The 23,837-nt window shown below is 61.3% G+C and carries 20 protein-coding genes and 3 tRNA genes; 13 read left to right on the forward strand and 10 right to left on the reverse strand.

Annotation, left to right across the window (positions count from 1 at the left end):
- Positions 1-211: 211 nt before the first annotated feature.
- Together G3O01_RS40030 and ompR are read right to left on the reverse strand one after the other, a co-directional pair.
- Positions 212-1,561, reverse strand: coding sequence for an ATP-binding protein (locus tag G3O01_RS40030; protein ID WP_205813010.1), 1,350 nt, complete (start codon positions 1,559-1,561; stop codon positions 212-214).
- A 40-nt stretch (positions 1,562-1,601) separates the two neighbouring features.
- Entirely contained in the window at positions 1,602-2,327 is a 726-nt protein-coding gene (gene ompR, locus G3O01_RS40035) for a two-component system response regulator OmpR (protein ID WP_035539351.1), read from the reverse strand.
- 241 nt (positions 2,328-2,568) lie between these two features.
- Between ompR and G3O01_RS40040 the strand changes: the two genes are divergently transcribed.
- Both G3O01_RS40040 and G3O01_RS40045 read left to right on the forward strand, forming a co-directional pair.
- Positions 2,569-2,904 (forward strand): hypothetical protein, encoded by a 336-nt coding sequence (locus G3O01_RS40040; protein WP_205813011.1) that lies wholly within the window; start codon positions 2,569-2,571, stop codon positions 2,902-2,904.
- A gap of 102 nt (positions 2,905-3,006) precedes the next feature.
- Positions 3,007-4,179, forward strand: coding sequence for a DUF1501 domain-containing protein (locus G3O01_RS40045; RefSeq protein WP_205813012.1), 1,173 nt, complete (start codon positions 3,007-3,009; stop codon positions 4,177-4,179).
- A gap of 3 nt (positions 4,180-4,182) precedes the next feature.
- On the opposite strand, the gene G3O01_RS40050 is transcribed toward G3O01_RS40045, so the two are convergent.
- On the reverse strand, positions 4,183-5,016 hold the full coding sequence (locus G3O01_RS40050; RefSeq protein ID WP_205813013.1) for a squalene/phytoene synthase family protein: 834 nt from the start codon (positions 5,014-5,016) through the stop codon (positions 4,183-4,185).
- A 291-nt stretch (positions 5,017-5,307) separates the two neighbouring features.
- Here G3O01_RS40050 and G3O01_RS40055 point away from each other — a divergent pair.
- Positions 5,308-5,394: transfer RNA gene (locus tag G3O01_RS40055), tRNA-Leu, on the forward strand.
- 167 nt (positions 5,395-5,561) lie between these two features.
- Here G3O01_RS40055 and G3O01_RS40060 read toward each other — a convergent pair.
- Complete coding sequence (locus G3O01_RS40060) at positions 5,562-5,699, reverse strand: hypothetical protein (protein WP_205813014.1); 138 nt, start codon at positions 5,697-5,699, stop codon at positions 5,562-5,564.
- Positions 5,700-5,916: 217 nt separating this feature from the next.
- Here G3O01_RS40060 and G3O01_RS40065 point away from each other — a divergent pair, with 217 nt between their 5' ends.
- Entirely contained in the window at positions 5,917-6,690 is a 774-nt protein-coding gene (locus G3O01_RS40065) for a class II aldolase/adducin family protein (RefSeq protein ID WP_205813015.1), read from the forward strand.
- Positions 6,691-6,824: 134 nt separating this feature from the next.
- On the opposite strand, the gene G3O01_RS40070 is transcribed toward G3O01_RS40065, so the two are convergent.
- Positions 6,825-7,280, reverse strand: a complete 456-nt coding sequence (locus G3O01_RS40070) for a MarR family transcriptional regulator (RefSeq protein WP_205813016.1) — start codon at positions 7,278-7,280, stop codon at positions 6,825-6,827.
- 63 nt (positions 7,281-7,343) lie between these two features.
- A complete protein-coding gene (locus tag G3O01_RS40075) occupies positions 7,344-8,489 on the reverse strand; it encodes a glycerate kinase (protein ID WP_205813017.1) in 1,146 nt (381 codons plus the stop codon).
- Positions 8,490-9,011: 522 nt separating this feature from the next.
- Here G3O01_RS40075 and tig point away from each other — a divergent pair.
- From tig to G3O01_RS40115, 8 genes are all read left to right on the forward strand, one after another.
- The gene (tig, locus tag G3O01_RS40080; RefSeq protein WP_205813018.1) at positions 9,012-10,358 is read left to right on the forward strand and encodes a trigger factor; all 1,347 of its coding nucleotides are present in this window, start codon (positions 9,012-9,014) and stop codon (positions 10,356-10,358) included.
- Positions 10,359-10,540: 182 nt separating this feature from the next.
- Positions 10,541-11,200 (forward strand): ATP-dependent Clp endopeptidase proteolytic subunit ClpP, encoded by a 660-nt coding sequence (gene clpP / locus G3O01_RS40085; protein ID WP_007585897.1) that lies wholly within the window; start codon positions 10,541-10,543, stop codon positions 11,198-11,200.
- A 207-nt stretch (positions 11,201-11,407) separates the two neighbouring features.
- Entirely contained in the window at positions 11,408-12,679 is a 1,272-nt protein-coding gene (gene clpX, locus G3O01_RS40090) for an ATP-dependent Clp protease ATP-binding subunit ClpX (protein ID WP_205813019.1), read from the forward strand.
- Positions 12,680-12,864: 185 nt separating this feature from the next.
- Entirely contained in the window at positions 12,865-15,282 is a 2,418-nt protein-coding gene (lon, locus tag G3O01_RS40095; protein WP_205813020.1) for an endopeptidase La, read from the forward strand.
- Positions 15,283-15,652: 370 nt separating this feature from the next.
- Positions 15,653-15,925 carry an HU family DNA-binding protein gene (locus G3O01_RS40100; RefSeq protein WP_007585907.1) on the forward strand — a complete coding sequence of 91 codons (273 nt, stop codon included), beginning with the start codon at positions 15,653-15,655 and terminating at the stop codon, positions 15,923-15,925.
- Between the two features lie 70 nt (positions 15,926-15,995).
- A tRNA-Val gene (locus tag G3O01_RS40105) sits at positions 15,996-16,071 on the forward strand.
- A 44-nt stretch (positions 16,072-16,115) separates the two neighbouring features.
- Positions 16,116-16,192, forward strand: a tRNA-Asp gene (locus tag G3O01_RS40110).
- Between the two features lie 98 nt (positions 16,193-16,290).
- Positions 16,291-18,219, forward strand: a complete 1,929-nt coding sequence (locus G3O01_RS40115) for a SurA N-terminal domain-containing protein (RefSeq protein WP_205813021.1) — start codon at positions 16,291-16,293, stop codon at positions 18,217-18,219.
- Between the two features lie 103 nt (positions 18,220-18,322).
- On the opposite strand, the gene G3O01_RS40120 is transcribed toward G3O01_RS40115, so the two are convergent.
- Both G3O01_RS40120 and G3O01_RS40125 read right to left on the reverse strand, forming a co-directional pair.
- Complete coding sequence (locus G3O01_RS40120; RefSeq protein WP_205813022.1) at positions 18,323-18,664, reverse strand: hypothetical protein; 342 nt, start codon at positions 18,662-18,664, stop codon at positions 18,323-18,325.
- A gap of 148 nt (positions 18,665-18,812) precedes the next feature.
- Complete coding sequence (locus G3O01_RS40125; protein ID WP_205813023.1) at positions 18,813-19,553, reverse strand: arylesterase; 741 nt, start codon at positions 19,551-19,553, stop codon at positions 18,813-18,815.
- Here G3O01_RS40125 and G3O01_RS40130 point away from each other — a divergent pair.
- A complete protein-coding gene (locus tag G3O01_RS40130) occupies positions 19,552-20,238 on the forward strand; it encodes an ABC transporter ATP-binding protein (RefSeq protein ID WP_205813024.1) in 687 nt (228 codons plus the stop codon). The two genes, G3O01_RS40125 and G3O01_RS40130, sit on opposite strands and share 2 nt — an antisense overlap.
- Before the next feature lie 79 nt (positions 20,239-20,317).
- Here G3O01_RS40130 and pgi read toward each other — a convergent pair whose 3' ends face one another.
- Entirely contained in the window at positions 20,318-21,940 is a 1,623-nt protein-coding gene (gene pgi, locus G3O01_RS40135) for a glucose-6-phosphate isomerase (protein ID WP_205813025.1), read from the reverse strand.
- Positions 21,941-22,206: 266 nt separating this feature from the next.
- Positions 22,207-23,793: an NAD(P)H-hydrate dehydratase gene (locus G3O01_RS40140; protein WP_205813026.1), complete on the reverse strand. Its 1,587-nt coding sequence runs from the start codon at positions 23,791-23,793 to the stop codon at positions 22,207-22,209.
- Between the last annotated feature and the right edge of the window lie 44 nt (positions 23,794-23,837).

The following is a 23,837-nucleotide window of genomic DNA, read 5'->3' on the forward strand; positions in this document are numbered from 1 at the left end:
GGCTATAACGAACGCGTTACACGAATCCAACTATAACTCTATTAATCAATCGTCTCAATAGTTTTTATCTAACGACGTAGATAGATTTTCTCGAATACGTCGATAGCGCATTTTGGAACGATCGTTTTTGCACGAAACTGGGGAAAAGATTACTGAAAAATGCAGCAATTCGAAATGCGGCCCCGATAAATCAGCCAGATTTCCGTTCCGGTCAGACGCTTTTGGCGAGAGGGAATTCGATCGTGACTTCGAGGCCCGGCAGTGGTGTCCGATTGCGCAGCCGCAGCGCACCGCGATAGCGCCCAACGAGCCGCTGCACGATCGCCATGCCCAGGCCCGTACCGTTGGCTTGTGTGCGCGCCGAATTGACGCGATAGAACGGGCGGGTCACGAGCGAAAGCTGATCTTCCGGAATACCCGGACCTTCGTCGACCACCGACAGCTCGACACGCGAATGCGACACCCGCGTCTCAAGAATGACATGCGGGATACCATCCGATTCGGACAAACCATACTTGCGCGCGTTCTCGATCAGATTGCCAACGACTCGCCGGATATCCGTCTCATCCGCTTCGATCACAGCAGAGGGCGCCAGCCGCGTGACCAGCCGCATGCCGTCTTCGCTCGACATACGCGCGGCCAGTTCTCCGGCGATGATCGATAGATCGACGGGCTCGGGATTTCTCTGAACCGGGCGCGCGTAATCCAAGAAGCGTCCGATGATCATGTCCATCTGTTCGATGTCGTCGATCATCGCGTCCTTGGTCGCCTGGTCGGACGGACTCATTTCCGTTTCCAGACGCAGGCGCGCAAGCGGCGTACGCAGATCGTGCGAAATGCCCGCGAGCATCAGCGCGCGGTCGGCGTCGAGCTGCTCGAGATCCTGCACCATCTGGTTGAAGCTTCGGTTCGTTTCGGCCGCGACACCCATGCCGCGCTCGGGCAGTTTCTCGGGCGCCTGGCCTGAGCCGACCTTGCGCGCGGCCATTGCCAGCCGCGCGAACGGTCTGTTCACCAGGCTCGTGATGAACGCCGCACCGAATAGCGACAACGCGAGGGCGAAAATGCCCCAGCCGGCCCATTGCAGGCCCGTCACACTATCGAGTTGATCGCGGTCGAGCGCTACCCAGTAATCGTCGTCGTCGATCTTGAAGCTGATCCACACACCGGGAATATCGTTCACCGATTGCGCGATGATCGTGTCGTCGCCGAGACGCCCGCGAATGTCATGCTCGATCAGACGGTTCAGCGATTCGTCGGGCTGGAGCTTGTACTTGTCGGTGGTTTCGCGCGGGTACACGCGCACGCCTTCATTGCTTTCCAGATCTTGCAGCAGTGCGCGCCGCAGATCGGGATCGGAATAGAGGAGTGCGGTGCGCGTGAGCTTGACGATCGCGACGAGCTGTAGCGCCACGCGTTGCGCGCGCGGCTCGCGCTCGATCACGCGGAAGCTCTGGAACCATGCGGCGAGGCTGACCGCGATGAGAAGCGCGATCAGCAGGAACGTACGCCAGAACAGGCCGCCGAACGCGAGCGTCAGGAGGCGCCGGTCGATCCGCATGCGGCCTTCTTATTGAAGAGAGACAACGGGACAGGCAATCTCAGGCTGCGCCGTCGGGGATGAACACATACCCCAGACCCCAGACCGTCTGGATGAAGCGCGGGCTGCCCGGATCCGGCTCGATCAGCTTGCGCAGACGCGAGATCTGCACATCGAGACTGCGGTCGAACACTTCGTATTCACGGCCACGCGCAAGCTCCATCAGCTTTTCGCGCGACAGCGGCTGGCGCGGATGACGCGCGAACACCTTGAGCACCGAGAATTCGCCCGTGGTCAACGGGATTTCCTGGCCGGCCTTGGTGAGCGTGCGCGTTGCGAGATTCAAGGCGAACTCGCCGAACTCGAACACTTCCGACGTTTCCGACGGTGCGCCCGGCAGCTCGGACGGCGACTGACGGCGCAGAACCGCGTGAATGCGCGCGACCAGCTCGCGCGGATTGAAGGGCTTGGGCAGATAGTCGTCAGCGCCCATTTCGAGGCCGACGATGCGATCGACATCCTCACCCTTGGCGGTGAGCATGATGATCGGCGTGCGATCGTTGCTGCCACGCAGACGCCGGCAGATGGAGAGACCGTCTTCGCCCGGCAGCATCAGATCGAGCACGAGCAGATCGAAACGTTCACGCACCCACAGCTTGTTCATCGAGGGCGCGTTCTCGGCCACATAAACGTTGAAGCCCTGCTCGCCGAGGTAACGGCGCAGCAGATCGCGTAGGCGCGGGTCGTCATCGACGACGAGGATTTTCGAAGGGTTTTTGGTTTCCATGGTCGGCATCTTAGCGCGATTAGAAAGGGGTGCGCGTTTGCACCAATTATCACGTAACAGTCAGTTACAAAATTTACCCGGCCTGTGGCACGACGTAAAGCCTTGGCGCTTACACTCCTTTACTGTTTGCGCCAGTTCGGTAGATACTTCACTCGAATAAAGCTCTCGCACCCGGTTTCAAATTACCGGAGTCATTACACGTATCTGAGGTTGCCGGTTGCCGCGCCACGAAGGGAACAAGATGAAGGGAGGGGTCTGGCCGAACATGCGCCTGAGCGTGATCGCAGTGGCAGTTGCGATCGTGTTCGCGAGCGCGTTGAGCCCAGTCTCCGCCTATGCCGATTCCTCGACGGAACGCACGACCGACACGCGCCCACCCTCGCGTCCGCATACGCGTCAGGGCCGCCAGTCGCAGAATCCCAACGCGGATCGTCCCGCATCCGACTCGATCATGCGAGCAACTGCCGTGCCGCCTGATCTCGACCAGCGTCGGCGCGACGGACATATGACGCCCGAAGAGCGGCGCCTGTTGCGTCAGCATATCGAAGACGCCGTTCGCGAACTGTACAAGCGCTGACATCCGTTTTACTTCTGCTTTTGATCGTCTGTTGACGCTTCGTCGCGATGGCTGAACGCGAGCCGTTGCAGTCGGCGAAGTCTTTGATCTTGCGAGGCATCGATGAAGCGGCGCGAGTTTCTGGCGGTAGCGGCAGCAGCGAGCGCTTCGTTTTCGATCCCGCGCGTGTTCGCCGCGCCACATACGAGCGGCGGCATATCGTCGCAACCTTCCTCGCGACTGGATGCGGGCGCAACGGTTGGCGACACGGCAGGCAAGCTGCTGATCCTGATCGAACTGAAGGGCGGCAACGACGGGCTGAACACCGTCGTTCCTTTCGCCGATTCCACTTACTACGCACTGCGTCGTCACATCGCGATACCGCGCGAGCGCGTGCTGCCGCTCGATGCGCACACGGCCTTGCATCCTGCGTTGCATCCGCTCATGTCGTCGTGGCGCGATGGACAACTGGCTGTCGTGCAGGGCGTCGGTTGTTCGCATGCGCATGCGTCGCATTTTCGTTCGGCGGAAATCTGGGAGACAGGGTCATGCGCCAACGTCTATCGGCGCGACGGCTGGCTAAGCCGAATGGTCGGGCAGTGGGCGACGATGGGGCAGAGCGTTGTGACGGCGTCGTTTGGCAGCGCGGAGGCGGGGCCGTTCGCGTCTGCCGCGACGCGCAGTGCATCCGACAATGCATGGAAGCGTGTGGATGATCCCGATGCAGCCTCGTACGCCGACGAAGCGGATGCGGATATCAGCGGTCCGGTGACGAATGCGAGGCTCGACTCCTTGGCCGGTGCGCCGACCTTTCGCGATTCGATCGAAGCCGCGCTGCGCACGATCTTCGACGATGCGCGCCCGCATGCAACGGGCGCGATCCGCCTGACGCTCGACGGCTTCGACACACACAGCAATCAGCCGATGCGGCATGCCACCTTGCTGAATCAACTCGCCGATGGCTGCGCAACGCTTCGGGCAGAACTCATGCGGCGCGGGCGCTGGCGCGACGCGCTCATCGTGACTTACTCGGAATTTGGCCGGTCCGTCCAGGAAAATACCGATCGCGGTACCGAACATGGCGGCGCGAGCGCGCATTTTCTGATGGGCGGCGCGGTGCAGGGTGGTCTGTATGGCCGCGCGCCGGATCTCACGCGACTCGACGACAATGGCAATCTGCCCGTCGCAGTCGACTTCAGGCAGCTCTATGCAACCGTGCTGGGTCCGTTCCTGAAGCTGGATGTCAAAGCCGTCCTTCACGACGACATCCAGCCTTTGCCGTTGCTGCGCGCGTGAGCGTCAGTGCTTGCGTGCGGCGCGCCACGCGACCCACAGCTTGCGGATCGGCGTCAGTGCAATGCGCTGATGCAGCACGTGATAGCCGTCGCGCTCGATTTCGTCGAGCAACGCCAGCGCCAGTGCGGCCAGTGCGCGCAGCGTGCTCTGCGAATGACGCTCGCCCACGGGCAGCGCGTCGAGCGCCTTGCGGATCGCATCGCGCGCACGCGTCGTCTGGAAGCGCATCAGCTCGGTGAACGCGTCCGTATATTTGCGGTTGATCAGATCCGCAGCCGTCACGTTGTAGCGCTGCATCTCGTCGATGGGTATATAGATACGGCCATGGCGCGCGTCGTTGCCCAGTTCGACGACGATCTGCGCGAGCATCAACGCTTCACCGAGCGGCGCGGCCCAGCTTTCCGCCTGCGACGGATCGCGAGCCGTCGCCCGCGCGACCACGGACGCAAAATTGCCGCCGACGCCCGTCATGTAGCGCTGCAGATTCGGATAGTCGAGATAGCGCGCCTGGTCGAGGTCCATCTCGAAGCCGGCGATCAACGCCTGTAGCGCGGGGTACTCGGCCTGCACATCGGGCAGATGCGCAGCCAGCGCCTGCGACACGGGATGCGTCGGCTCGCCCGCTGCGAGCGCGGCCGCTTCCTTCTGCCACCAGGCAAGCTTGGTGCGCCCGACGGCGGGATCGGTCGTTTCCTTCACGGTTTCTTCGAACTCGCGGCGCAGCGCGAACAGCGCGGTGAGCAGCGGCTGCCGGGCGGCGGGCGCCTGACGCAATGCGTAGTAGGTGCTCGAGCCGGGAGGCGCTGCTTTTTGCAGGCAGTATTCGTCGAAATTCACGGGATTGGCTTGTGGGGAGGCGGTCGCGCACGGCTGTGCGCGAGAGACCGAAAATTGTAGCATCGACAGTATTCGAGAGATGCAGACAAGCGCAGATCTATCGGTTAGAATCTCGCGCTTACGCTTTCGGCGGTGCCGCGTCTGGATTGATTTCCGGCGCAGATGTTCGCGGTGGTAGCGGGTCTGTCCCAACAGGTTCAGATTTGTCCACGCACATGACATGGCGATGAAGTCGCGATGTCGGTTCGCCGGCGAGACATCGGGCGATGCGTATTGGCGCAGCGCCCGGATGCGAGGGTGGCGAAATTGGTAGACGCACCAGGTTTAGGTCCTGACGCCCGCAAGGGTGTAGGGGTTCGAGTCCCCTCCCTCGCACCATTGTTTGATATTGCTGTACGAGAAACCCCGCCCGTTATCGACGCGCGGGGTTTTTTGTTTTACGCAGCGATGTTTTCGCCTCGTGATTTGCAGGCACAAATCTGCAGGCACAAAAAACCCCGCTCAGTGGCGGGGCTTGCTCCATCACGCAGGCGGTTTGCAACTGCTTAGTGGCAGCGCTTTTCCCAGTGGTGATGCACGCGCACCTTGTGGCACTCGTGATGATGCGGCGGGTTGGCGAACGCCGACGAAATGCTCATGAAACCCGCAGCAGCCGCGACCAGTGCCAGAACAACCTTCTTCATTTTCGATCCTCGAAGTCAGAGAAAAACGCGAGCCGCGATCGTAGCAAGCGGAGTTTACGATTTCCTTGAGCGCCGCCATCTGGCGCGTTGAAATGGGGACTTTGCTCCAGCCAGGGCCGCTCGTCATCTGGTTGCGCGTGCAACCAGATTCTCCTATCCTGCGTTGACACGATACGCGCCCCTTCACATGAGCGCTGCGCGCGAAGAGGAGAGTGCAATGTCTGCAACGGACGTTCGATCACACTCGAAGACCGGCGAATGCACCGACGCCGAACGCGCGATGCGCATCAGGCTCGCAGGCACCTATCGCGTGTTCGCGATGCTCGGCTGGACCGAACTGATCTACAACCACATCACCGTGCGTGTGCCCGACGCGGATAGCCATTTTTTAATCAATCCGTTTGGACTGCACTACACGGAAGTGACCGCGTCGAATCTGGTGAAGATCGATGTCGACGGGAGCGTGCTCGATGGCTCGACGCACGCTGTGAATCCTGCGGGCTTTGTCGTGCATGCCGCGATTCATCGCGCGTTACCCGATGCACACTGCGTGATGCATACGCATACGACGGCAGGCCTTGCCGTCGCGTGTTCGCAGGCGGGTCTCGTCAACAACAATTTCTATTCGGCACAACTGCACGGGATGGTCGCGTATCACGACTTCGAAGGCATCACCATCCGTGCCGATGAAGGGCCGCGTCTTGTCGCTAACCTCGGCGACAGGCGACTGCTGATCCTGCGTAATCACGGCTTGCTAGCGATCGGCGAAACGATCGCGCAAGCCTTCGCACGGTTGTGGACGCTCAATCGCGCATGCGAGATTCAACTGGCCACGGCGACGCTTGGTGCCGCACGCATGATCGATGACGACATCGCCGTGCGCTGCACGCGCGATTCGCTGCAGTTCGACCCGCGGCATGGCGCGGGAGACGATGTGCTCAATGCATTGCTGCGTCAGGTCGAGAGGATCGACCCGTCGTATCGCGATTAGACCTGCCGACGGCACGCGCTCGAGCGGGCGGCGAGGCAACTTGTGAATGAGTGTTTAAGGAATTAGGCAACGGCGATTTCGACGGCGCGATGCACGCGCCGTTGAGTGTGCAACCCGGACTTCGTCTGACCTGACTACTCTGCGTTGCGTGCGATCGCGTTGTCGATCACCTTGTCGAGTGCTTCGCTGAGCGCGACCTTCTCGCGATCGTCGAGGCAATCGAACAGATCGGTGTTCCACTTGCGCGCGATGGGCATGATCTTTCTGTAGAGCGCCCGGCCTTCCGTGGTCAGCGATACGAGCACCACGCGGCCATCTTCCGCGCTCGCTTCGCGTTGCACGAGGCCTTGTCTGATCAACGCTTCGGCTGCGCGGCTCGCCTGACTTTTGTCGAGGTTCGCGTGGCGCGCGAGGTCCATGATCGAGAATGGCCCGAACGATCCGACCGATGCAATCACGCGCGCTTCGGGAAGCGTCACGTCAAGCTTGGCCATATACCGTTCGCTGATGCCCCGCTCGGAAAGTTTATTCAGCACGTGCAGACGATACGTCAGAAACTGTTCGAGTCCGGCTTTGTCGGAGGCCTTCATGGTCTTCCTGTTGTGAGTGGATGCGGTCCCGCAATGTGATTGTTCCCGCATCCGCTCGCAAGGTCAACGCGGGCCAAACCTGAGTCGCGTCATCTGTTCGGCTTCGTTCGCGAGCAAGGTGGCGGCGTCGCGAATCGCGACTTCGAGTGTGATCGGGCCAGGGGCGGGAGAGAAGCATCCGCTGAAATGCTCGGCGAGTTTCGGCAGCGCTGATGAGTCGACGGCACCCGACAGCAACGTGGCCGGCACACCCGCCGCGCGCGCATGGCGGCAAGCGATGAAAGGCGCCTTGCCGTGCAACGTCTGCACGTCGGAGCGGCCTTCACCCGTGATGAGCCAGTTGGCGCCTTCGAGCGCGGCGTCGAGGCCGATCTGCCGCGCGACCGTTTCCGCACCCGGTTCAAATTCGGCGCCCAGCATATGCAACGCGAAGCCAAGGCCGCCTGCCGCGCCTGCGCCGGGCTGGTTGCGCGCGACACGGTTCATGGCCGGTTCGACGAGGTCGGCGAAGCGGGCGAGGGCGGCGTCGACGGTCGCGACCTGCTCAGGCTGCACGCCTTTCTGCGGACCGAAAACGGCCGTTGCGCCGTGGTCGCCTGTCAATGGATTGTCGACGTCCGACATGCCGACGAAAGTTGTCTCACGCAGACGCGCGTCGAGGCCCGATGCATCAACACGTGCGAGTTGCGCAAGCTGCTCGGGCGTCGCATCGAGCTCATGTCCTTGCGCATCGAACAGCTTGAGCCCGAGACCGACCAGCAGGCCGGCGCCGCCATCGTTCGTGCTGCTGCCGCCGAGCGCCACGAAGAAGCGCCGTACACCCGCATCCAGCAGCGTTCGAATTGCTTCGCCCATCCCGCGTGTGCTGCGTTTTTCGACGGGTACGCCCATGCCGACTGGATCCGTGATGCCGACCACTTCCGCGGTTTCGATGATCGCGCTGCCGTCCGCGAGCAGCCCCGTTGCCGCTTCGCGCGCGGGGCCCGCCGCGCCGCGTACCGTGAGCATGCGGCGTTCGCCGCCGCCCGTCAGCATGGCGTCGAGCGTGCCTTCGCCGCCGTCGGCCATCGCGCAGACGCGAATCGTCGCGTCGGACCGCGCGCGCAGAATGCCCGTCGCGATGGACTGCGCGACCTGCTCCGCGGAGAGCGAGCCTTTGAACGAATCAGGGGCGATGACGACGATGGGCGCGGACGACGTATTCGGCATGATGTCTCTGGTGATTGGTATGAAGACGCATCGACGTGGTGGCCGTGATGCGATGAAGCGTCCGGAACGCCCGTGCGCGCGGCACCGGCGTATCGGAATGTGAAGAAGCTTATCAGCATGCGACGCGCGACTGAATATACCGCAAGGTATAGGCAGAATTGACTTTGATTCACAGCCGGAGCGCGCCGAGACGGGATCCTGGCGTCGTTGGAAACGTCTCCACAAGGTTCAGGATCGCGCATCGCAGGCACCGAAAAATCGAGAAACAGCGAATCCGGCTAGCCGCGCAAATAGTTTGCTAAAATATTTGGCTCTCTGACCAAACTGTGCTGCCGGCGTGCCTCACAGCCAGCGGCGAGAGGCGCGCGATCGATGTCACACGTGAGTGAGCGAAGCGTAGCGGCGGACCCGTGCGATAAGCGAAGGCTACGCGCAGTGTCGGACGCACGACGCAAAGCGGACATCGACAGGCGGCACACAAGATAACTGATTCGCTCGAATAATTTTAGGACGATTGAAGCCATGGCTAACGTTGTTGAAAACCTCGGCAAGCTCGAACGCCGCGTAACGATTTCCCTGCCGAAGGACACCGTGCAGAAGGAAGTGGACGCGCGTATCCGTCAACTCGCGAAGAACGTGCGCATGCCGGGTTTCCGCCCCGGCAAGGTGCCGCTCAAGATGGTGACGCAGCAGTACGCGGGTCAGGTGGAAGCCGAAGTGCTGAGCGACAAGGTTGGCAAGGAATTCTTCGATATCAGCCGCGCTGAAAACCTGCGCGTCGCTGGCCAGCCGAGCTTTAGCCCGAAGACGGACGCAACCGAAGGCGACTACGCATTCGACGCAACCTTCGAGGTTTACCCCGAAGTGAAGCTGGGCGACGTCGCCACGGCTGAAATCGAACGCACGAAGACCACCATCAGCGACGCTGAAATTGATCGCACGCTGGACATCCTGCGCAAGCAGCGCGTGCACTTCCACGCTCGCGGCGAAGCCGGTGAGCACGGTGACGGCGGCGCCGACACGGCAGCGAAAGACGGCGACCGCGTGACGGTCGACTTCGTCGGCAAGATCGACGGCGAAGCATTCCAGGGCGGCAGCGCGGACGACTTCGCGTTTGTCCTGGGCGAAGGCCGCATGCTGCCGGAATTCGAAAAGGCAGCGCTGGGCCTGAAGCTTGGCGAGTCGAAGGAATTCGACCTGGCGTTCCCCGAGGACTATCACGGCAAGGAAGTCGCTGGCAAGACCGCGCAGTTCACCATCACGATGAAGAAGATCGAATGGCCGCACCTGCCGGAAATCGACGGTGAATTCGCCAAGTCGCTCGGTATCGAAGACGGCGACCTGACGAAAATGCGCGCTGAAATCCGCGACAACCTCGAGCGCGAAGCGAAGCGCCGCACGCAGGCTGTCGTGAAGAACCAGGTGATGGACGCTCTGCTGAAGATATCCGAACTCGACGTGCCGAAGGCACTGATCGAGCAGGACCAGGAGCGCCTCGTCGAAATGGCGCGTCAGGACCTGACGCAACGTGGCGTGCCGAACGCGAAGGACGCACCGATCCCCGCAGAAATGTTCGCCGAGCAGGCAGAGCGCCGCGTCAAGCTGGGCCTCGTGCTGGCCGAGCTGGTCAAGGCCAATGAACTGCAAGCCAAGCCGGAACAGATCCGCGCTGAAGTCGACGAGTTCGCGAAGAGCTACGAAGACCCGAAGGAAGTCGTCCGCTGGTATTATTCGAACCAGCAGCGTCTTGCCGAGATGGAAGCGTATGTCGTTGAATCCAACGTCGTCGATTTCGTCCTGAGCAAGGCGAAGGTGACGGACAAGGAAGTAAGCTTCGAAGAGCTGGCAAGCGCAACGGCGCAAGCGTAATAGCATCGCTGTAACGGCGTGCCGGCTGTCCAAGCGACGGCCCGCACGCCGTTTTTGCATATGAGCACGGCCGAATGTGCTAAAAGAGCGCTTGTCGGCCGTGTTTGCTCTTGAAGAACCGCGCGGCCGCACCTACTTGTCCAGAACCGATTATCAGAACATTTCCTGACAAGGATCATTGCATGACCTTTCGCGCTCAAATGCTGGACACGTTGACCTCGCAGTCGTCGCGGGATCGGGATCTCGAAGCGCAGGCGCTCGGCCTCGTGCCGATCGTCGTCGAAACGAGCGGCCGTGGTGAACGTTCCTATGACATCTACTCGCGCCTGTTGAAGGAGCGCGTAGTGTTCCTGGTTGGCGAGGTGAACGATCAGACTGCGAACCTCGTGATCGCACAGTTGCTGTTCCTCGAAAGCGAAAATCCGGACAAGGACATCAGCTTCTACATCAACAGCCCGGGCGGCTCGGTGTCGGCAGGGATGGCGATCTACGACACGATGCAGTTCATCAAGCCGGACGTCTCGACGCTGTGCATGGGCCTTGCGGCCAGCATGGGCGCGTTCCTGCTGGCGGCTGGCGCGAAGGGCAAGCGTTTTGCGCTGCCGAACGCACGCGTGATGATTCACCAGCCGCTGGGCGGCGCACGTGGCCAGGCATCGGACATCGAAATTCAGGCGCGTGAAATCCTGTACCTGAAGGAACGTCTGAACCAGTTGCTGTCGCACCACACGGGTCAACCCGTAGAGCGCATCCAGCGCGACACGGACCGCGACAACTTCATGTCGGGTGACGATGCTCAGGCCTATGGCCTGGTCGATCAGGTGCTGCACAAGCGTCCGTAAACAATCGCTGGAACATGGCTGATCCGGAGCGCTTTTTCCTCAAATTGGGGGAAGAGCGCCGGCGCAAAACCTTGTGAAATAATAAGACCCGTCTGAACGCCTGCGGCAAACGCCGTCACAGCTTTTGCGCATCCGTCCCGCCCCGGACTGAACGAGGCGGGCAAACGGCGTATCATGTCATTCGAGTGTCCGGAGGCTCACACATCTATGGCGGACAAGAAAGGTTCTAACAGCGAAAAGCTGTTGTATTGCTCGTTTTGCGGCAAAAGCCAGCATGAAGTCAAAAAGCTGATTGCTGGCCCGTCGGTATTCATCTGCGATGAATGTATCGACCTGTGCAACGAAATCATTCGCGACGAAGCAGCGGGCGCGGGTCTGGAAACGGGCCTGTCCAAGTCCGATTTGCCGAGTCCTCAGGAAATCCGCGATATTCTCGATCAATACGTGATCGGGCAAGAGCGCGCGAAGAAAATTCTCGCCGTCGCGGTCTACAACCACTACAAGCGCCTGAAGCATCTCGACAAGAAGGACGACGTCGAGCTGTCGAAGAGCAACATCCTGCTGATCGGGCCGACCGGCTCGGGCAAGACGCTGCTCGCGCAGACCCTTGCGCGCCTTCTGAACGTGCCGTTCGTGATCGCCGACGCGACCACGCTGACGGAAGCCGGCTACGTCGGTGAAGACGTCGAGAACATCATTCAGAAGCTGCTGCAGAACTGCAATTACGAAGTCGACAAGGCGCAGCGTGGCATCGTCTATATCGACGAAATCGACAAGATCAGCCGTAAGTCGGACAACCCGTCGATTACGCGCGACGTGTCGGGCGAAGGCGTACAGCAGGCGCTGCTGAAGCTGGTCGAAGGCACGATGGCGTCGGTGCCGCCGCAAGGTGGCCGTAAGCACCCGAACCAGGATTTCATCCAGGTCGACACGACCAATATTCTGTTTATCTGCGGCGGCGCGTTCGATGGCCTTGAAAAGGTGATCGTGGACCGCACGGAGAAAACGGGGATCGGTTTCGGCGCAAGCGTCAAGAGCAAGCAGGAGCGTGATGCGGGCGAAGTGCTGCGCGAAACCGAGCCGGAAGATCTCATCAAATTCGGCCTGATTCCAGAACTGATCGGCCGTCTGCCCGTCGTGGCGACGCTCGGCAAGCTGGACGAAGCCGCGCTGATGAAGATTCTGGTCGAGCCGAAGAACGCCCTCATCAAGCAATATCACAAGCTGTTCAACATGGAACGCGTCGAGCTGGAGATCCGTCCGGCTGCGCTGCAAGCTATCGCCCGTAAGGCGATCCGTCGCAAGACGGGCGCACGCGGCTTGCGCTCCATCCTGGAACAGGCATTGCTCGACGTAATGTACGAGCTGCCGGCCATGAAGGGCGTCAGCAAAGTCATTATTGACGACAATGTTATTGATGGTGACGGAAAGCCGCTACTGATCTACGAAGACGCACCGAAGGTCGCGGGTTCGAATTGATCGGCTTCCCGGTTTTTTGAAAAAAAGCCGTTCATGGCAACGTGAACGGCTTTTTTCGTTTATCGTGTCGTCAGGATGGACCGTTTTTCTGGAGTCACTGAACTTTTTCCCACACGCGAAGGCTTGCAATCTTTTTTGTCGGCCTCAACTATCGAACAAACTGATTCCACTCATGGGGAAATGAAATGTCAGGAACCCAACTCCTCCCGCCGGAACGCATCACGCTGCCGCTGCTCCCGCTGCGCGACGTAGTCGTTTTCCCGCACATGGTGATCCCGCTCTTCGTGGGTCGCCCGAAATCGATCAAGGCGTTGGAAGCCGCAATGGAAGGTGGCAAGCACATCATGCTTGTCGCCCAGAAGACGGCGGCCAAAGACGAGCCGACCGAAAAGGATATGTACGAAGTTGGCTGTATCGCCAACATCCTGCAGATGCTCAAGCTGCCCGACGGCACCGTGAAGGTGCTGGTCGAAGGTCTGCAGCGCGCCAAGACGCTGTCGATCGAAGAGCAGGAAACGCAATTCTCGTGCGAAGTCATGCCGCTCGAGCCCGACCACGCCGATAGCGCTGAAACGGAAGCGCTGCGCCGTGCGATCGTGTCGCAGTTCGACCAGTACGTGAAGCTGAACAAGAAGATCCCGCCGGAGATTCTCACGTCGCTGTCGGGCATCGATGAAGCTGGCCGTCTGGCCGATACCATCGCTGCGCATCTGCCGCTCAAGCTCGACCAGAAGCAGCAGATCCTCGAAATGTTCCCGGTCATCGAGCGCCTCGAGCATCTGCTCGCGCAACTCGAAGCCGAGATCGACATCCTGCAGGTCGAAAAGCGCATCCGCGGACGCGTCAAGCGTCAGATGGAGAAGAGCCAGCGCGAGTACTACCTGAACGAGCAGGTCAAGGCGATCCAGAAGGAACTGGGCGAAGGCGAAGAGGGTGCCGATCTCGAAGAACTCGAGAAACGCATCACGGCCGCGCGCATGCCGAAGGAAGCCAAGAAGAAGGCCGACGCCGAGCTGAAGAAGCTCAAGCTGATGTCGCCGATGTCGGCGGAAGCCACCGTCGTACGCAACTATATTGACACGCTGATTGGCCTGCCGTGGCGCAAGAAGAGCAAGGTCAACAACGACCTCTCGAATGCCGAACGCGTGCTGGACGAAGACCACTTCGGTCTTGAGAAGGTCAAGGAACGCATTCTCGAGTATCTCGCGGTTCAACAGCGCGTGGACAAGGTGAAGGCGCCGATCCTGTGCCTGGTTGGGCCTCCGGGTGTTGGTAAGACGTCGCTGGGCCAGTCGATTGCGCGCGCAACGAATCGCAAGTTCGTGCGCATGGCACTGGGTGGTGTGCGTGACGAGGCTGAAATTCGCGGCCACCGTCGTACGTACATCGGTTCGATGCCGGGCAAGATCCTGCAGAGCCTGACCAAGGTCGGCGTGCGCAATCCGCTCTTCCTGCTCGACGAAGTCGACAAGATGGGTATGGATTTCCGCGGCGATCCGTCGTCGGCGCTGCTCGAAGTGCTCGACCCCGAACAGAACCACACGTTTGCCGACCACTACGTCGAAGTCGACTTCGACCTGTCGGACGTGATGTTCGTGGCGACGTCGAACTCGCTGAACATTCCGCCGCCGTTGCTTGACCGGATGGAAGTGATCCGTCTGTCGGGTTACACGGAAGACGAGAAGGTCAGCATCGCGCAACGTTACCTGCTGCCGAAGCAGAAGAAGAACAACGGCCTGAAGGCTGGCGAGATCGAAGTCACGGAAGCAGCGATCCGCGACATCATTCGCTACTACACGCGTGAAGCGGGCGTGCGTTCGCTCGAGCGTGAAGTGTCGAAGATCTGCCGCAAGGTCGTGAAGATGCTTCTGCTGAAGAAGGCAGACAAGGCGGTGACGGTAGACGGCGATAACCTCGACACGTTCCTCGGCGTGCGCAAGTACGACTTCGGTCTGGCCGCGAAGGAAAACCAGACCGGTCAGGTCACGGGCCTCGCGTGGACGGAAGTCGGCGGCGATCTGCTGACGATCGAAGCGGCAGTGATGCCTGGCAAGGGCAACGTGATCCGCACGGGTTCGCTCGGCGACGTTATGAAGGAATCCGTCGAAGCCGCGCGTTCGGTGGTGCGTTCGCGTTCGCGCCGTCTCGGCGTCAAGGACGAAGCGTTCGAGAAGCAGGACATCCACATCCACGTGCCGGAAGGCGCGACGCCGAAGGACGGTCCGTCCGCCGGTATCGCGATGACGACGGCGCTGGTGTCGGTGCTCACGGGTATTCCCGTGCGCGCAGATGTCGCCATGACGGGTGAAATCACGCTGCGCGGCGAAGTGCTGCCGATCGGCGGGCTGAAAGAGAAACTGCTGGCAGCGCATCGCGGCGGTATCAAGCTCGTGCTGATTCCGGAAGAAAACGTCAAGGATCTGACGGAGATTCCGGACAACGTGAAGAACGCGATCGAGATCGTGCCGGTCCGCTGGATCGACAAGGTGCTGGAACTGGCGCTGGAACGCGCGCCGTCCGCGCTGCCGGAAGAAGAGCCGAAGGCAGCGGCGCCCGTCGGTGAGTCGAAAGACGCCAGCGCAAGCGATGTCGTGAAGCACTAAGCTAAACGCCATGTACTGAACGCTTCATCTGCTTCAGTCATCGGCGATCAAAAACCCGCGGCCTGGCCCGCGGGTTTTTTTATTTCTGCAGCCAGGCAAACGTTTGGGCGGCGACATGTGCAATCGAGCCATTTGCCCGTTATCCAGGAGACCTTGCAGCGCGCGGTAAACTGGTTGCATCCGCATCCATCTCTTGCAAGATTCTGTGATCGAAAGCCCTTCGACGAGCCCTTCGAATCAGGCGCAATCCCGCTTGACACAAGGGTTTCGGCCCATTCTAATGAGTGGCCGGCAAATTCTGCCGCGCCGTAAATAACCGGGCGCACAAGCGCTTTCATGATTTGCCCAACTACATTCTCGGGGGCTTGGAATGAATAAAACGGAATTGATCGATCACATCGCGCAACAAGCCGACATTTCGAAAGCGGCAGCAGGTCGCGCGCTGGATGCAGTGATCGGTGGCGTCAAAGGCACGTTGAAGAAGGGTGGTTCGGTGACGCTGGTTGGCTTCGGCACGTTCGCCGTTGGCAAGCGCACGGCTCGCACGGGTCGCAATCCGCGCACGGGCGCAGCAATCAAGATCAAGGCAGCGAAGGTTCCTAAATTTAGGCCTGGCAAAGCGCTAAAGGATGCGTTAAACTAATGGGCTCGCTGCTTGATGAATGTATCGAGGCGATTCGGTATCACCAGTCAGGCAGCAGCGGTCTCGGAGCGGGTGCTTAGCTCAGTTGGTAGAGCGGCGCCCTTACAAGGCGTAGGTCGGGAGTTCGAGCCTCTCAGCACCCACCAGTTCCAGATCGAAGTGACGCGCTGCGCAGCATAAGCAGCAATAAGGAGTGGTAGTTCAGTCGGTTAGAATACCGGCCTGTCACGCCGGGGGTCGCGGGTTCGAGTCCCGTCCACTCCGCCAGTATCCTAGAAAGGCGAACTCCGGTTCGCCTTTTTTATTGCCCGCTGATGTAACATCGGGCGTTCCGTTTTTGGCATCTGCCTATTGCCTCCTCAAGCATGCTCGATTTCTTCCGCAATCACCAACGTCTGATGATGTTCATGCTCATCCTGGTCATCCTGCCGGGTTTGGGCTTTGTGGGTATCCAGGGCTTCCGTGGCTTCTTTGACGAGAGCGCGAATGTCGCGAGCGTCAACGGTCACAAGATCACGCGAGCCGAGTACGACAATGCATGGCGTCAGCAGATGGACCGCGCGCGTCAGATGCTCGGCGCGCAGTTCGACGCGAAGATGTTCGATACGCCCGATCGCCGCAAGGAAATGCTCGACGGTCTGATCCAGCAGCGCGTGCTCGCGGATGAGACGCAACGTCTGCATCTGACGGCATCGGACGACGCGCTGCGTCGCGCGCTGATGGCTGATCCGATCATCGGCTCGCTGAAGAATCCCGATGGCTCGATCGACCTGAACAAATACAAAGAACTCCTTGCGATGCAGGGCATCACGCCCGAGCAATACCAGGAGCAGGTGCGCTACAGCATGGCTATGCAACAGCTGCCGGCTGCCATCACACGCACCGCGTTCACGCCGAAGACGCTTGCCCAGCATCTCACTGAACTGGCCGAGCAACAGCGCGAAGTGCAGGGTCTCGCGTTCCGTGCGAAAGAGTATGAGTCGAAGGTTCAGCCTACGGATGCGCAAATCCAGGCGTACTACGACGCTCACCGCGACGACTTCGCGACGCCGGCAACCGCCACGATCCAGTATCTGGTGATGTCGCCCGCCACGCTCGCAGCATCGTCGAATCCGGGCGATGCCGATCTCAAGAAGTACTACGACGACAACATCGCTCACTTCCGCACGCAAGGCGAAGTTCGCGCGAGCCACATCCTGATCACGGTGCCGAAGGACGCGAGCGCCGCCGACAAGGACAAGGCGAAGCAGAAGGCGCAGGACATCCTCGCGCAGGTGAAGGCGCATCCGGACCAGTTTGCGCAACTCGCGCAGCAGGATTCGCAGGATCCGGGCTCGGCGTCGAAGGGTGGTGATCTGGGTTACTTCAGCCCGGGCATGATCGCGGGTGGCAAGGCTTTCGACGACGCCGTCTTCAAGATGAAGAAGGACGAGATCAGCGATCTGATCCAGTCGGACTTCGGCTACCACATCGTGAAGGTGACGGACGTGAAGCCGTCGGTGACGAAGCCGTTCGATGAAGTGAAGGATTCGATCGCGAAGGACCTGAAGACGCAACTCGCGACCAAGGCATTCAGCGACGATTCCGAAGGCTTCACGTCGACGGTCTACGAACAGGCGAAGAGCCTGCAGCCGGCTGCCGACAAGTACAAGCTGCAGATTCAGACCGCGACGGTTACGCCGCAGCCAAGCACTGCGCTGCCGCCGGATAGCCCGCTGAACAATCCGAAGTTCCTTGCTGCCGTGTTCGCGAACGATTCGGCGAAGGACCACAACAACACGCAGGCAATCGACGTCGGCAACAACACGCTGATCGCCGCGCACGTGACGGATTACAAGCCGGCTGCCGTGCCTGCGCTGGCTGCCGTCAAGGACGCAGTGCGTCAGAAGGTCGTCGCGCAGCAGGCTGCCGATCTCGCGCGCAAGGAAGGCGAGGCTAGGCTAGCCGATCTGCAGAAGTCGAAATCGACGGACGGTTTTTCGTCGGCGCTTAAGGTGTCGCGCAACGATGCGCAGGGCGTGCCGCCTGCTGCATTGAGTGCAATTTACAAGGTCGATGCGCAAAAGTTGCCGGCTTACGTCGGTGTCGATCTGGGTGCGGACGGTTACGCGATTTATCGCGTGAACTCTGTCGTGGCGCCAGCGTCGACGGATGCACAGCGTCTCGCATCCGCGCAGCAGCAGATTGCTTCCGTGAATGCGCAAGCCGAAGCTGAGTCGTACCTCGATGCTGTCCGCGCGCGCTCGAAGGTGAAGATGTACGGTTCGCTCGAAAACTCGCAGTCCGGCGAGTAAGCTCGCTACCATTGCCGAAGCCGCCTTCGTGCGGCTTCATGCTGAATACAAAAAGCCCCGCATATGCGGGGCTTTTTTGCTTCCAGAGAAGGGGCCGGAAGCGTTACAGGCAGGCGCTGATATCGCCCGTTGCATCGCTGCCGGCGCCGCCGGCGGCACGGAAACCGACCCACGTGCCGGAGCCCTGATAGTTCGGTCGAACCACGGCAGCTGCGCCGTTCGGCGGTTGCTGACCGGGCACATACACGTCCATCGCCATGTCATTGGCCATTGTGTCTTGTGCCACGACCTGCTGCTGGGTCTTGTCAGCCCACTTCTTGGCGATGCACTGGCCGACGACCTTCGGCGGCTGCTGGCTGGTGCCAACGGACTGAACACCTGCGGGCGGTTGAGCCGCACAAGCGGAAATGGCGACAGCCATAGCGATAATCGGTAAGTATTTCACGTTATCTCCTTCCAGAAATCGCTCACATAGAGCCGGTTGTCGAAATCAGGCGAATCTGTCTGATCGACCGTGCCTGGGCACGTTCCCCCTATTCGGAAACAAGTTGTTAGCGCGCTGTAACACGTCGCGCGCCGCGTTCATTGAAACTTCATTGAGACGAGGTGTGGAGCAGCGGCTTCAGCGCCGGCCACACGTTGTCGAGTAGCAGGGGCTGTGCCCGCTGCGTCGGGTGAATCTGATCGGACTGGAACATGTCCGGTTTGTCTTCGATCCCGGCAAGAAGGAATGGCACCAGCGGCACACTCAACTGCTTCGACAGCTGACCATAGAGGCCGTGGAACTTTTGCGTGTAGTCGGGGCCGTAATTGGGCGGCACGTACATACCGACGAGCAGCACCTTCGCGTGACCTTGCTGGGCCTGTTCGATGATCGTGCGGAGATTGTCTTCCGTCGTATTGAGCGGCACACCGCGCAGCGCGTCGTTGGCGCCGAGTTCGACGATCACGACGGCGGGCTTCAGGCGCTGCATCAGCGCGGGCAGTCGGGCGCGGCCGCCGCTCGTCGTATCGCCGCTGATGCTCGCATTGGCAACGTTATAATCGATTCGTTCACTCGACAGACGCTGACGCATCAGCGAAACCCAGCCGGTGTCGCGAGGCAGGCCGTATTCGGCGGAGAGACTGTCGCCGAGCACGACGATCGTGGGCTTCGATTGCTGTGCGTTGTTGCCCGCGGCGTTGGCCATCGCGGTGGCGGCAGTGCTCGTATTGGCAGCCTGAGCAGACGCAGAAAAAGTAGCGGCGATCACGATGGGGAAACACGCCGCGGTCAGCGCCTTGAGCGACGCAAACGACGTAACGGCGCGTACATTCAACCTACGCTTCACCATGCAAAAGAAAACCGATCCAGTCATCGAAGTGCGGGGTTTGTGCAAAAGGGTTAAGGATGCGACGGGCGAGTTGACGATCCTCGACAACATCGACCTGTCGATTCAGGCCAGCAGCCGTGTGGCGATCGTCGGCGCGTCGGGCTCGGGCAAGTCTACGCTGCTTGGACTGCTCGCCGGTTTGGACAGCGCGACCTCGGGCTCGGTTCGCCTGCTTGGCCGCGAACTGACGGAGCTCGATGAAGACGGCCGCGCCGCGTTGCGTAACGGTTCGGTCGGTTTCGTGTTCCAGTCCTTCCAGTTGATGCCACATCTGACGGCGCTCGAGAACGTCACGCTTCCCCTCGAACTGCAAGGCGAGCTGCCGGCGCGCGACATCCATGCGCGCGCGCGCACGCTGCTGACGCAGGTCGGGCTCGGCGAGCGCATGCGTCACTATCCGAAGCTGCTGTCGGGCGGCGAACAGCAGCGCGTGGCGCTGGCTCGCGCGTTTGCCACGCATCCGTCGATTCTCTTCGCCGACGAGCCTACGGGCAGCCTCGACGCCGCGACGGGCCATGCAGTGATTGATCTGATGTTCGAGATGAATCGCGCGAATGGCGCGACACTGGTGCTGGTAACGCACGACGTCGAGCTTGCGCGCCGCTGCGACACAACGGTGACGATCGAAGCAGGGCGTCTGATCTGACCGCAAAACGCGGGCGAAAAAAACGGGCCTTCGTGTTGAAGGCCCGTTTGCGTTCATGCGGCTGTATCCGACGGTGCGATCAGCGCTTCAGAGCGGCTCGCGCACGCGCGATCAGCGCCGAGGTCGACGAGTCGTGCTTCTTTTCGTCGGCGCTCGCGGCAGTCAGATCCGCCTCGACCACCTTGCCGAGAATCTTGCCGAGTTCAACGCCCCACTGGTCGAAAGAGTTGATGTTCCAGACCGTGCCTTGCACGAGCACCTTGTGTTCGTACAGCGCGATCAACGCGCCGAGCGTGCGGGCGGTGAGGGCGTCGACGAGCAGCGTGGTGGTCGGGCGGTTGCCGGGGAACATGATATGCGGCACCAGTTCTGGCTTGTTCGGTCCGGCCACTTTCTCCGCTTCTTCACGCGTGCGGCCGAGCATCAGTGCCTCGCTTTGCGCGAAACAGTTCGCGAGCAGCTTCGGATGATGCGACACGAGCGGATGCTCGGGCGTCAGCACAGCCACGAAGTCGATCGGGACGATGGTCGGCCCCTGATGCAGCATCTGGAAGAACGCGTGCTGGCCGTTCGTACCCGGCTCGCCCCACGTGACAGCGGAAGTATCGTAAGTCACGAACGAGCCGTCCAGACACGCCTGCTTGCCGTTACTCTCCATTTCGAGTTGCTGCAAATACGACGGCAGGAAATGCAGCGCTTCGGAGTACGGCGCGACCAGATAGCTTTGCGAGCCGAAGAAGTTGCGATACCAGATGCCGATCATGCCCATCAGCACGGGCAGATTGCGTTCAAGCGGCGCCGTGCGGAAATGTTCGTCCATCTCGTTGGCGCCCGCCAGCAGTTCATCGAACTGCTTCGGGCCGATGGCGATCATGATCGACAGGCCGACCGCCGACCACAGCGAATAGCGGCCGCCAACCCAGTCCCACATCTCGAACACGTTGTCCTGTGCAATGCCGAACTTGACGACTTCAGCCGGGTTCGCCGACACGCCGACGAAGTGCTTCGCCAGTTCGCTCTCGGGGCAGCCCTTCTGGACGAACCAGTCGCGCAGCGAATTGGCGTTGGTCATCGTTTCGAGCGTCGTGAACGTCTTCGATACGATGATGGCGAGCGTTTCCTCAGGGTCGATCTGCTGCAGCACGCGATACAGATCGGCGCCATCGACGTTCGACACGAAGAACGTCGAGATGTCGGGCGTCGCGAGATGCTGTAGCGCATGGACGACCATCTTCGGTCCGAGATCCGAACCGCCAATGCCGATGTTCACGACATAACGGATGCGCTTGCCCGTATAGCCTTTCCACTCGCCGCTGCGGACCTTGTCGGCGAACGCCGCCATCTTCGCGCGCTCGGCCTGTATCTTGCCGTAGAAGGGCGCGTTCGGATTGCTTGCGCGCAGCGCGGTGTGTAGTACCGCACGGCCTTCCGTCGGATTGACGATGTCGCCCGCGAACATCGCGTCGCGGCGCTTCTCGACGTTCGCTTCGCGCGCGAGTTGCACGAGCAGCTTGAGCGTTTCGTCGGTGATCCGGTTTTTCGAAAAGTCGGCCGCGAGACCGCCGCCGGCGAGCGTGAAGCGTTCGGCGCGCGTCGGCGCGGGATCGTTCTCGGGTGCAAACCAGTCGCGCAGGCGCGCATCGCGAATCTGTTCGTAGTGTGTTTGCAGCGAGTTCCAGGCGGGGAGCGAGTTGAGAGTCATAACCGTCCGTCTAACGAAGGAAAACGAATGGCCGGCCGCGCATCGGGCGAGCCGGGGGTGATCCGCAGACGCGCGGTTGGCTGAGCGGTACGGTCGCCGGATGCGCGGCGGCGTGTCTCGTGCGCCGTCAGCGGGCGTCTGCGTTCGCGTCGCGGCGGATGACCTACCGACGACGCAGTCAACCAGTATAGCGGGACAGGATGACAGCCGGGATAGATGGGATAGTGCGCCAGATAGCGGGACGTACGTCCCGCCTGCGTTCGCCGTCAATCGCGCGGCGGATAAACGAGACGATTCAGTAGCTTGCGCGCCATCGGTGCGAGTTCACCTGCTGTCAGGCCCGCGGGACCTTTTCCACGAGCCGTGAGCGTGTCAGCGGCGAAACCGTGCAGGAACACGCCTGCAAGCGCCGCCTCGTAGCGCGGAAGGCCTTGCCCGAGCAGCGCACCGATCAGGCCGCCGAGCACGTCGCCCGTGCCGCCTGTCGCCAGCGCCGCGTTGCCCGTCGGGTTGACGGCGACACGTCCGTCCGGCGCGGCGATCACCGTGCCCGTGCCTTTCAGCACGACGACGCTCGCATAGCGCGCAGCCAATGCGCGCGCAGATTCCAGCCGGTCGCGCTGCACGCTTTTCGCGTCCGTGCCGAGCAGGCGTGCCGCTTCGAGCGGATGAGGCGTCAGCACGCAGGGATCGTTCGCCGAGTCGCCGCGCTGCTTCACGGCCGCAGCGAGATCGGCATGATCGGCGATCAGGTTCAGCGCATCGGCATCCAGAAGCTTTGGCACATCGAGCGGCAATGCATCGCGGAGTACGTTCACGGCACGTTCGCGCTTGCCCATTCCGCAGCCGATTGACAGCGCATCCATCGCGGCGAGCGGCAGTTCGTCGAGCGGATGCAGCATCAGCTCCGGATGGGGCGGATCGTATGGCGGGGCGCCCGCGCCAAGAAACGCGACATGAACCTTGCCCGCACCGGCGTATAGCGCCATGCGCGCGGCGAGAATGGGCGCGCCACACATGCCCGTATCGCCGCCCACGATGGCGACGCTGCCGAACGTGCCTTTGTGTGTCGAGAAATCGCGCGGTGGGAAATGCTGGGCGAAGAGGGCGGGCGAGTTCAATCGAACACGCGGCTCGCGCGTTGCGTCGAGACCGATCGGCGCGACGGTGACATCGCCCGCGAGGTCGCGTCCGAAGGCCATGAAGAGGCCCGGCTTCGCGCCGATAAAGGTCACCGTGTGCGTTGCGCGCACGGCGACGCCGCCTTCGACGACATTGCCTGTGTCACTGTCAAGCCCGCTCGGCACGTCGAGCGCGAGTACCCGGCCTCGTGTTTTCGCACGCTCGGACAATCGCGCGGCAATCGTGGCGAACACGTCTTCGAGCGGTCGCGCGAGCCCGATGCCGAACATGCCGTCGACGACCCAGTTATACCCGTCGAACGATTCCGGCACGGCGCCTGAGATCGGCACGCCCGCCGCGCGTGCTTCAGCGAGCGCCCAGCGCGCATCCTCGGGCTTCACCTCGACGGGCATGCAGACTTCGACGGCAATGCCTTTGCGCCGCAATTCCGTTGCGACGACCAGTGCATCGCCGCCATTGTTGCCAGGGCCGGCGACGAGCCAGACGGGAAGGTTGGGATCGCCGGAACCGTCGAGCGCGATGTGTTCGCTCAGAAAGAGCGCGCCTGCGCTTCCGGCGCGGCCCATCAGCGTGTGGGCGGGCAAGGTCGCTTCGGCTTCTTTTTCGAGTGCGCGCAGTTCCGCGACGCTCAGCAGCGGAAACGGCCGGTCATAGGGATTGACCAGAACGGCGTGAGTAGGGTGAGTAAGCGGCGGGGTGGTATCGATCATGGCAGCGTACCGAAGCAACAGGGTACGCCCATGGTAGAGGCATT

Origin of the sequence: Burkholderia sp. Ac-20365 (assembly GCF_017104715.1) — a bacterium.
Taxonomy (GTDB): Bacteria; Pseudomonadota; Gammaproteobacteria; order Burkholderiales; family Burkholderiaceae; genus Paraburkholderia.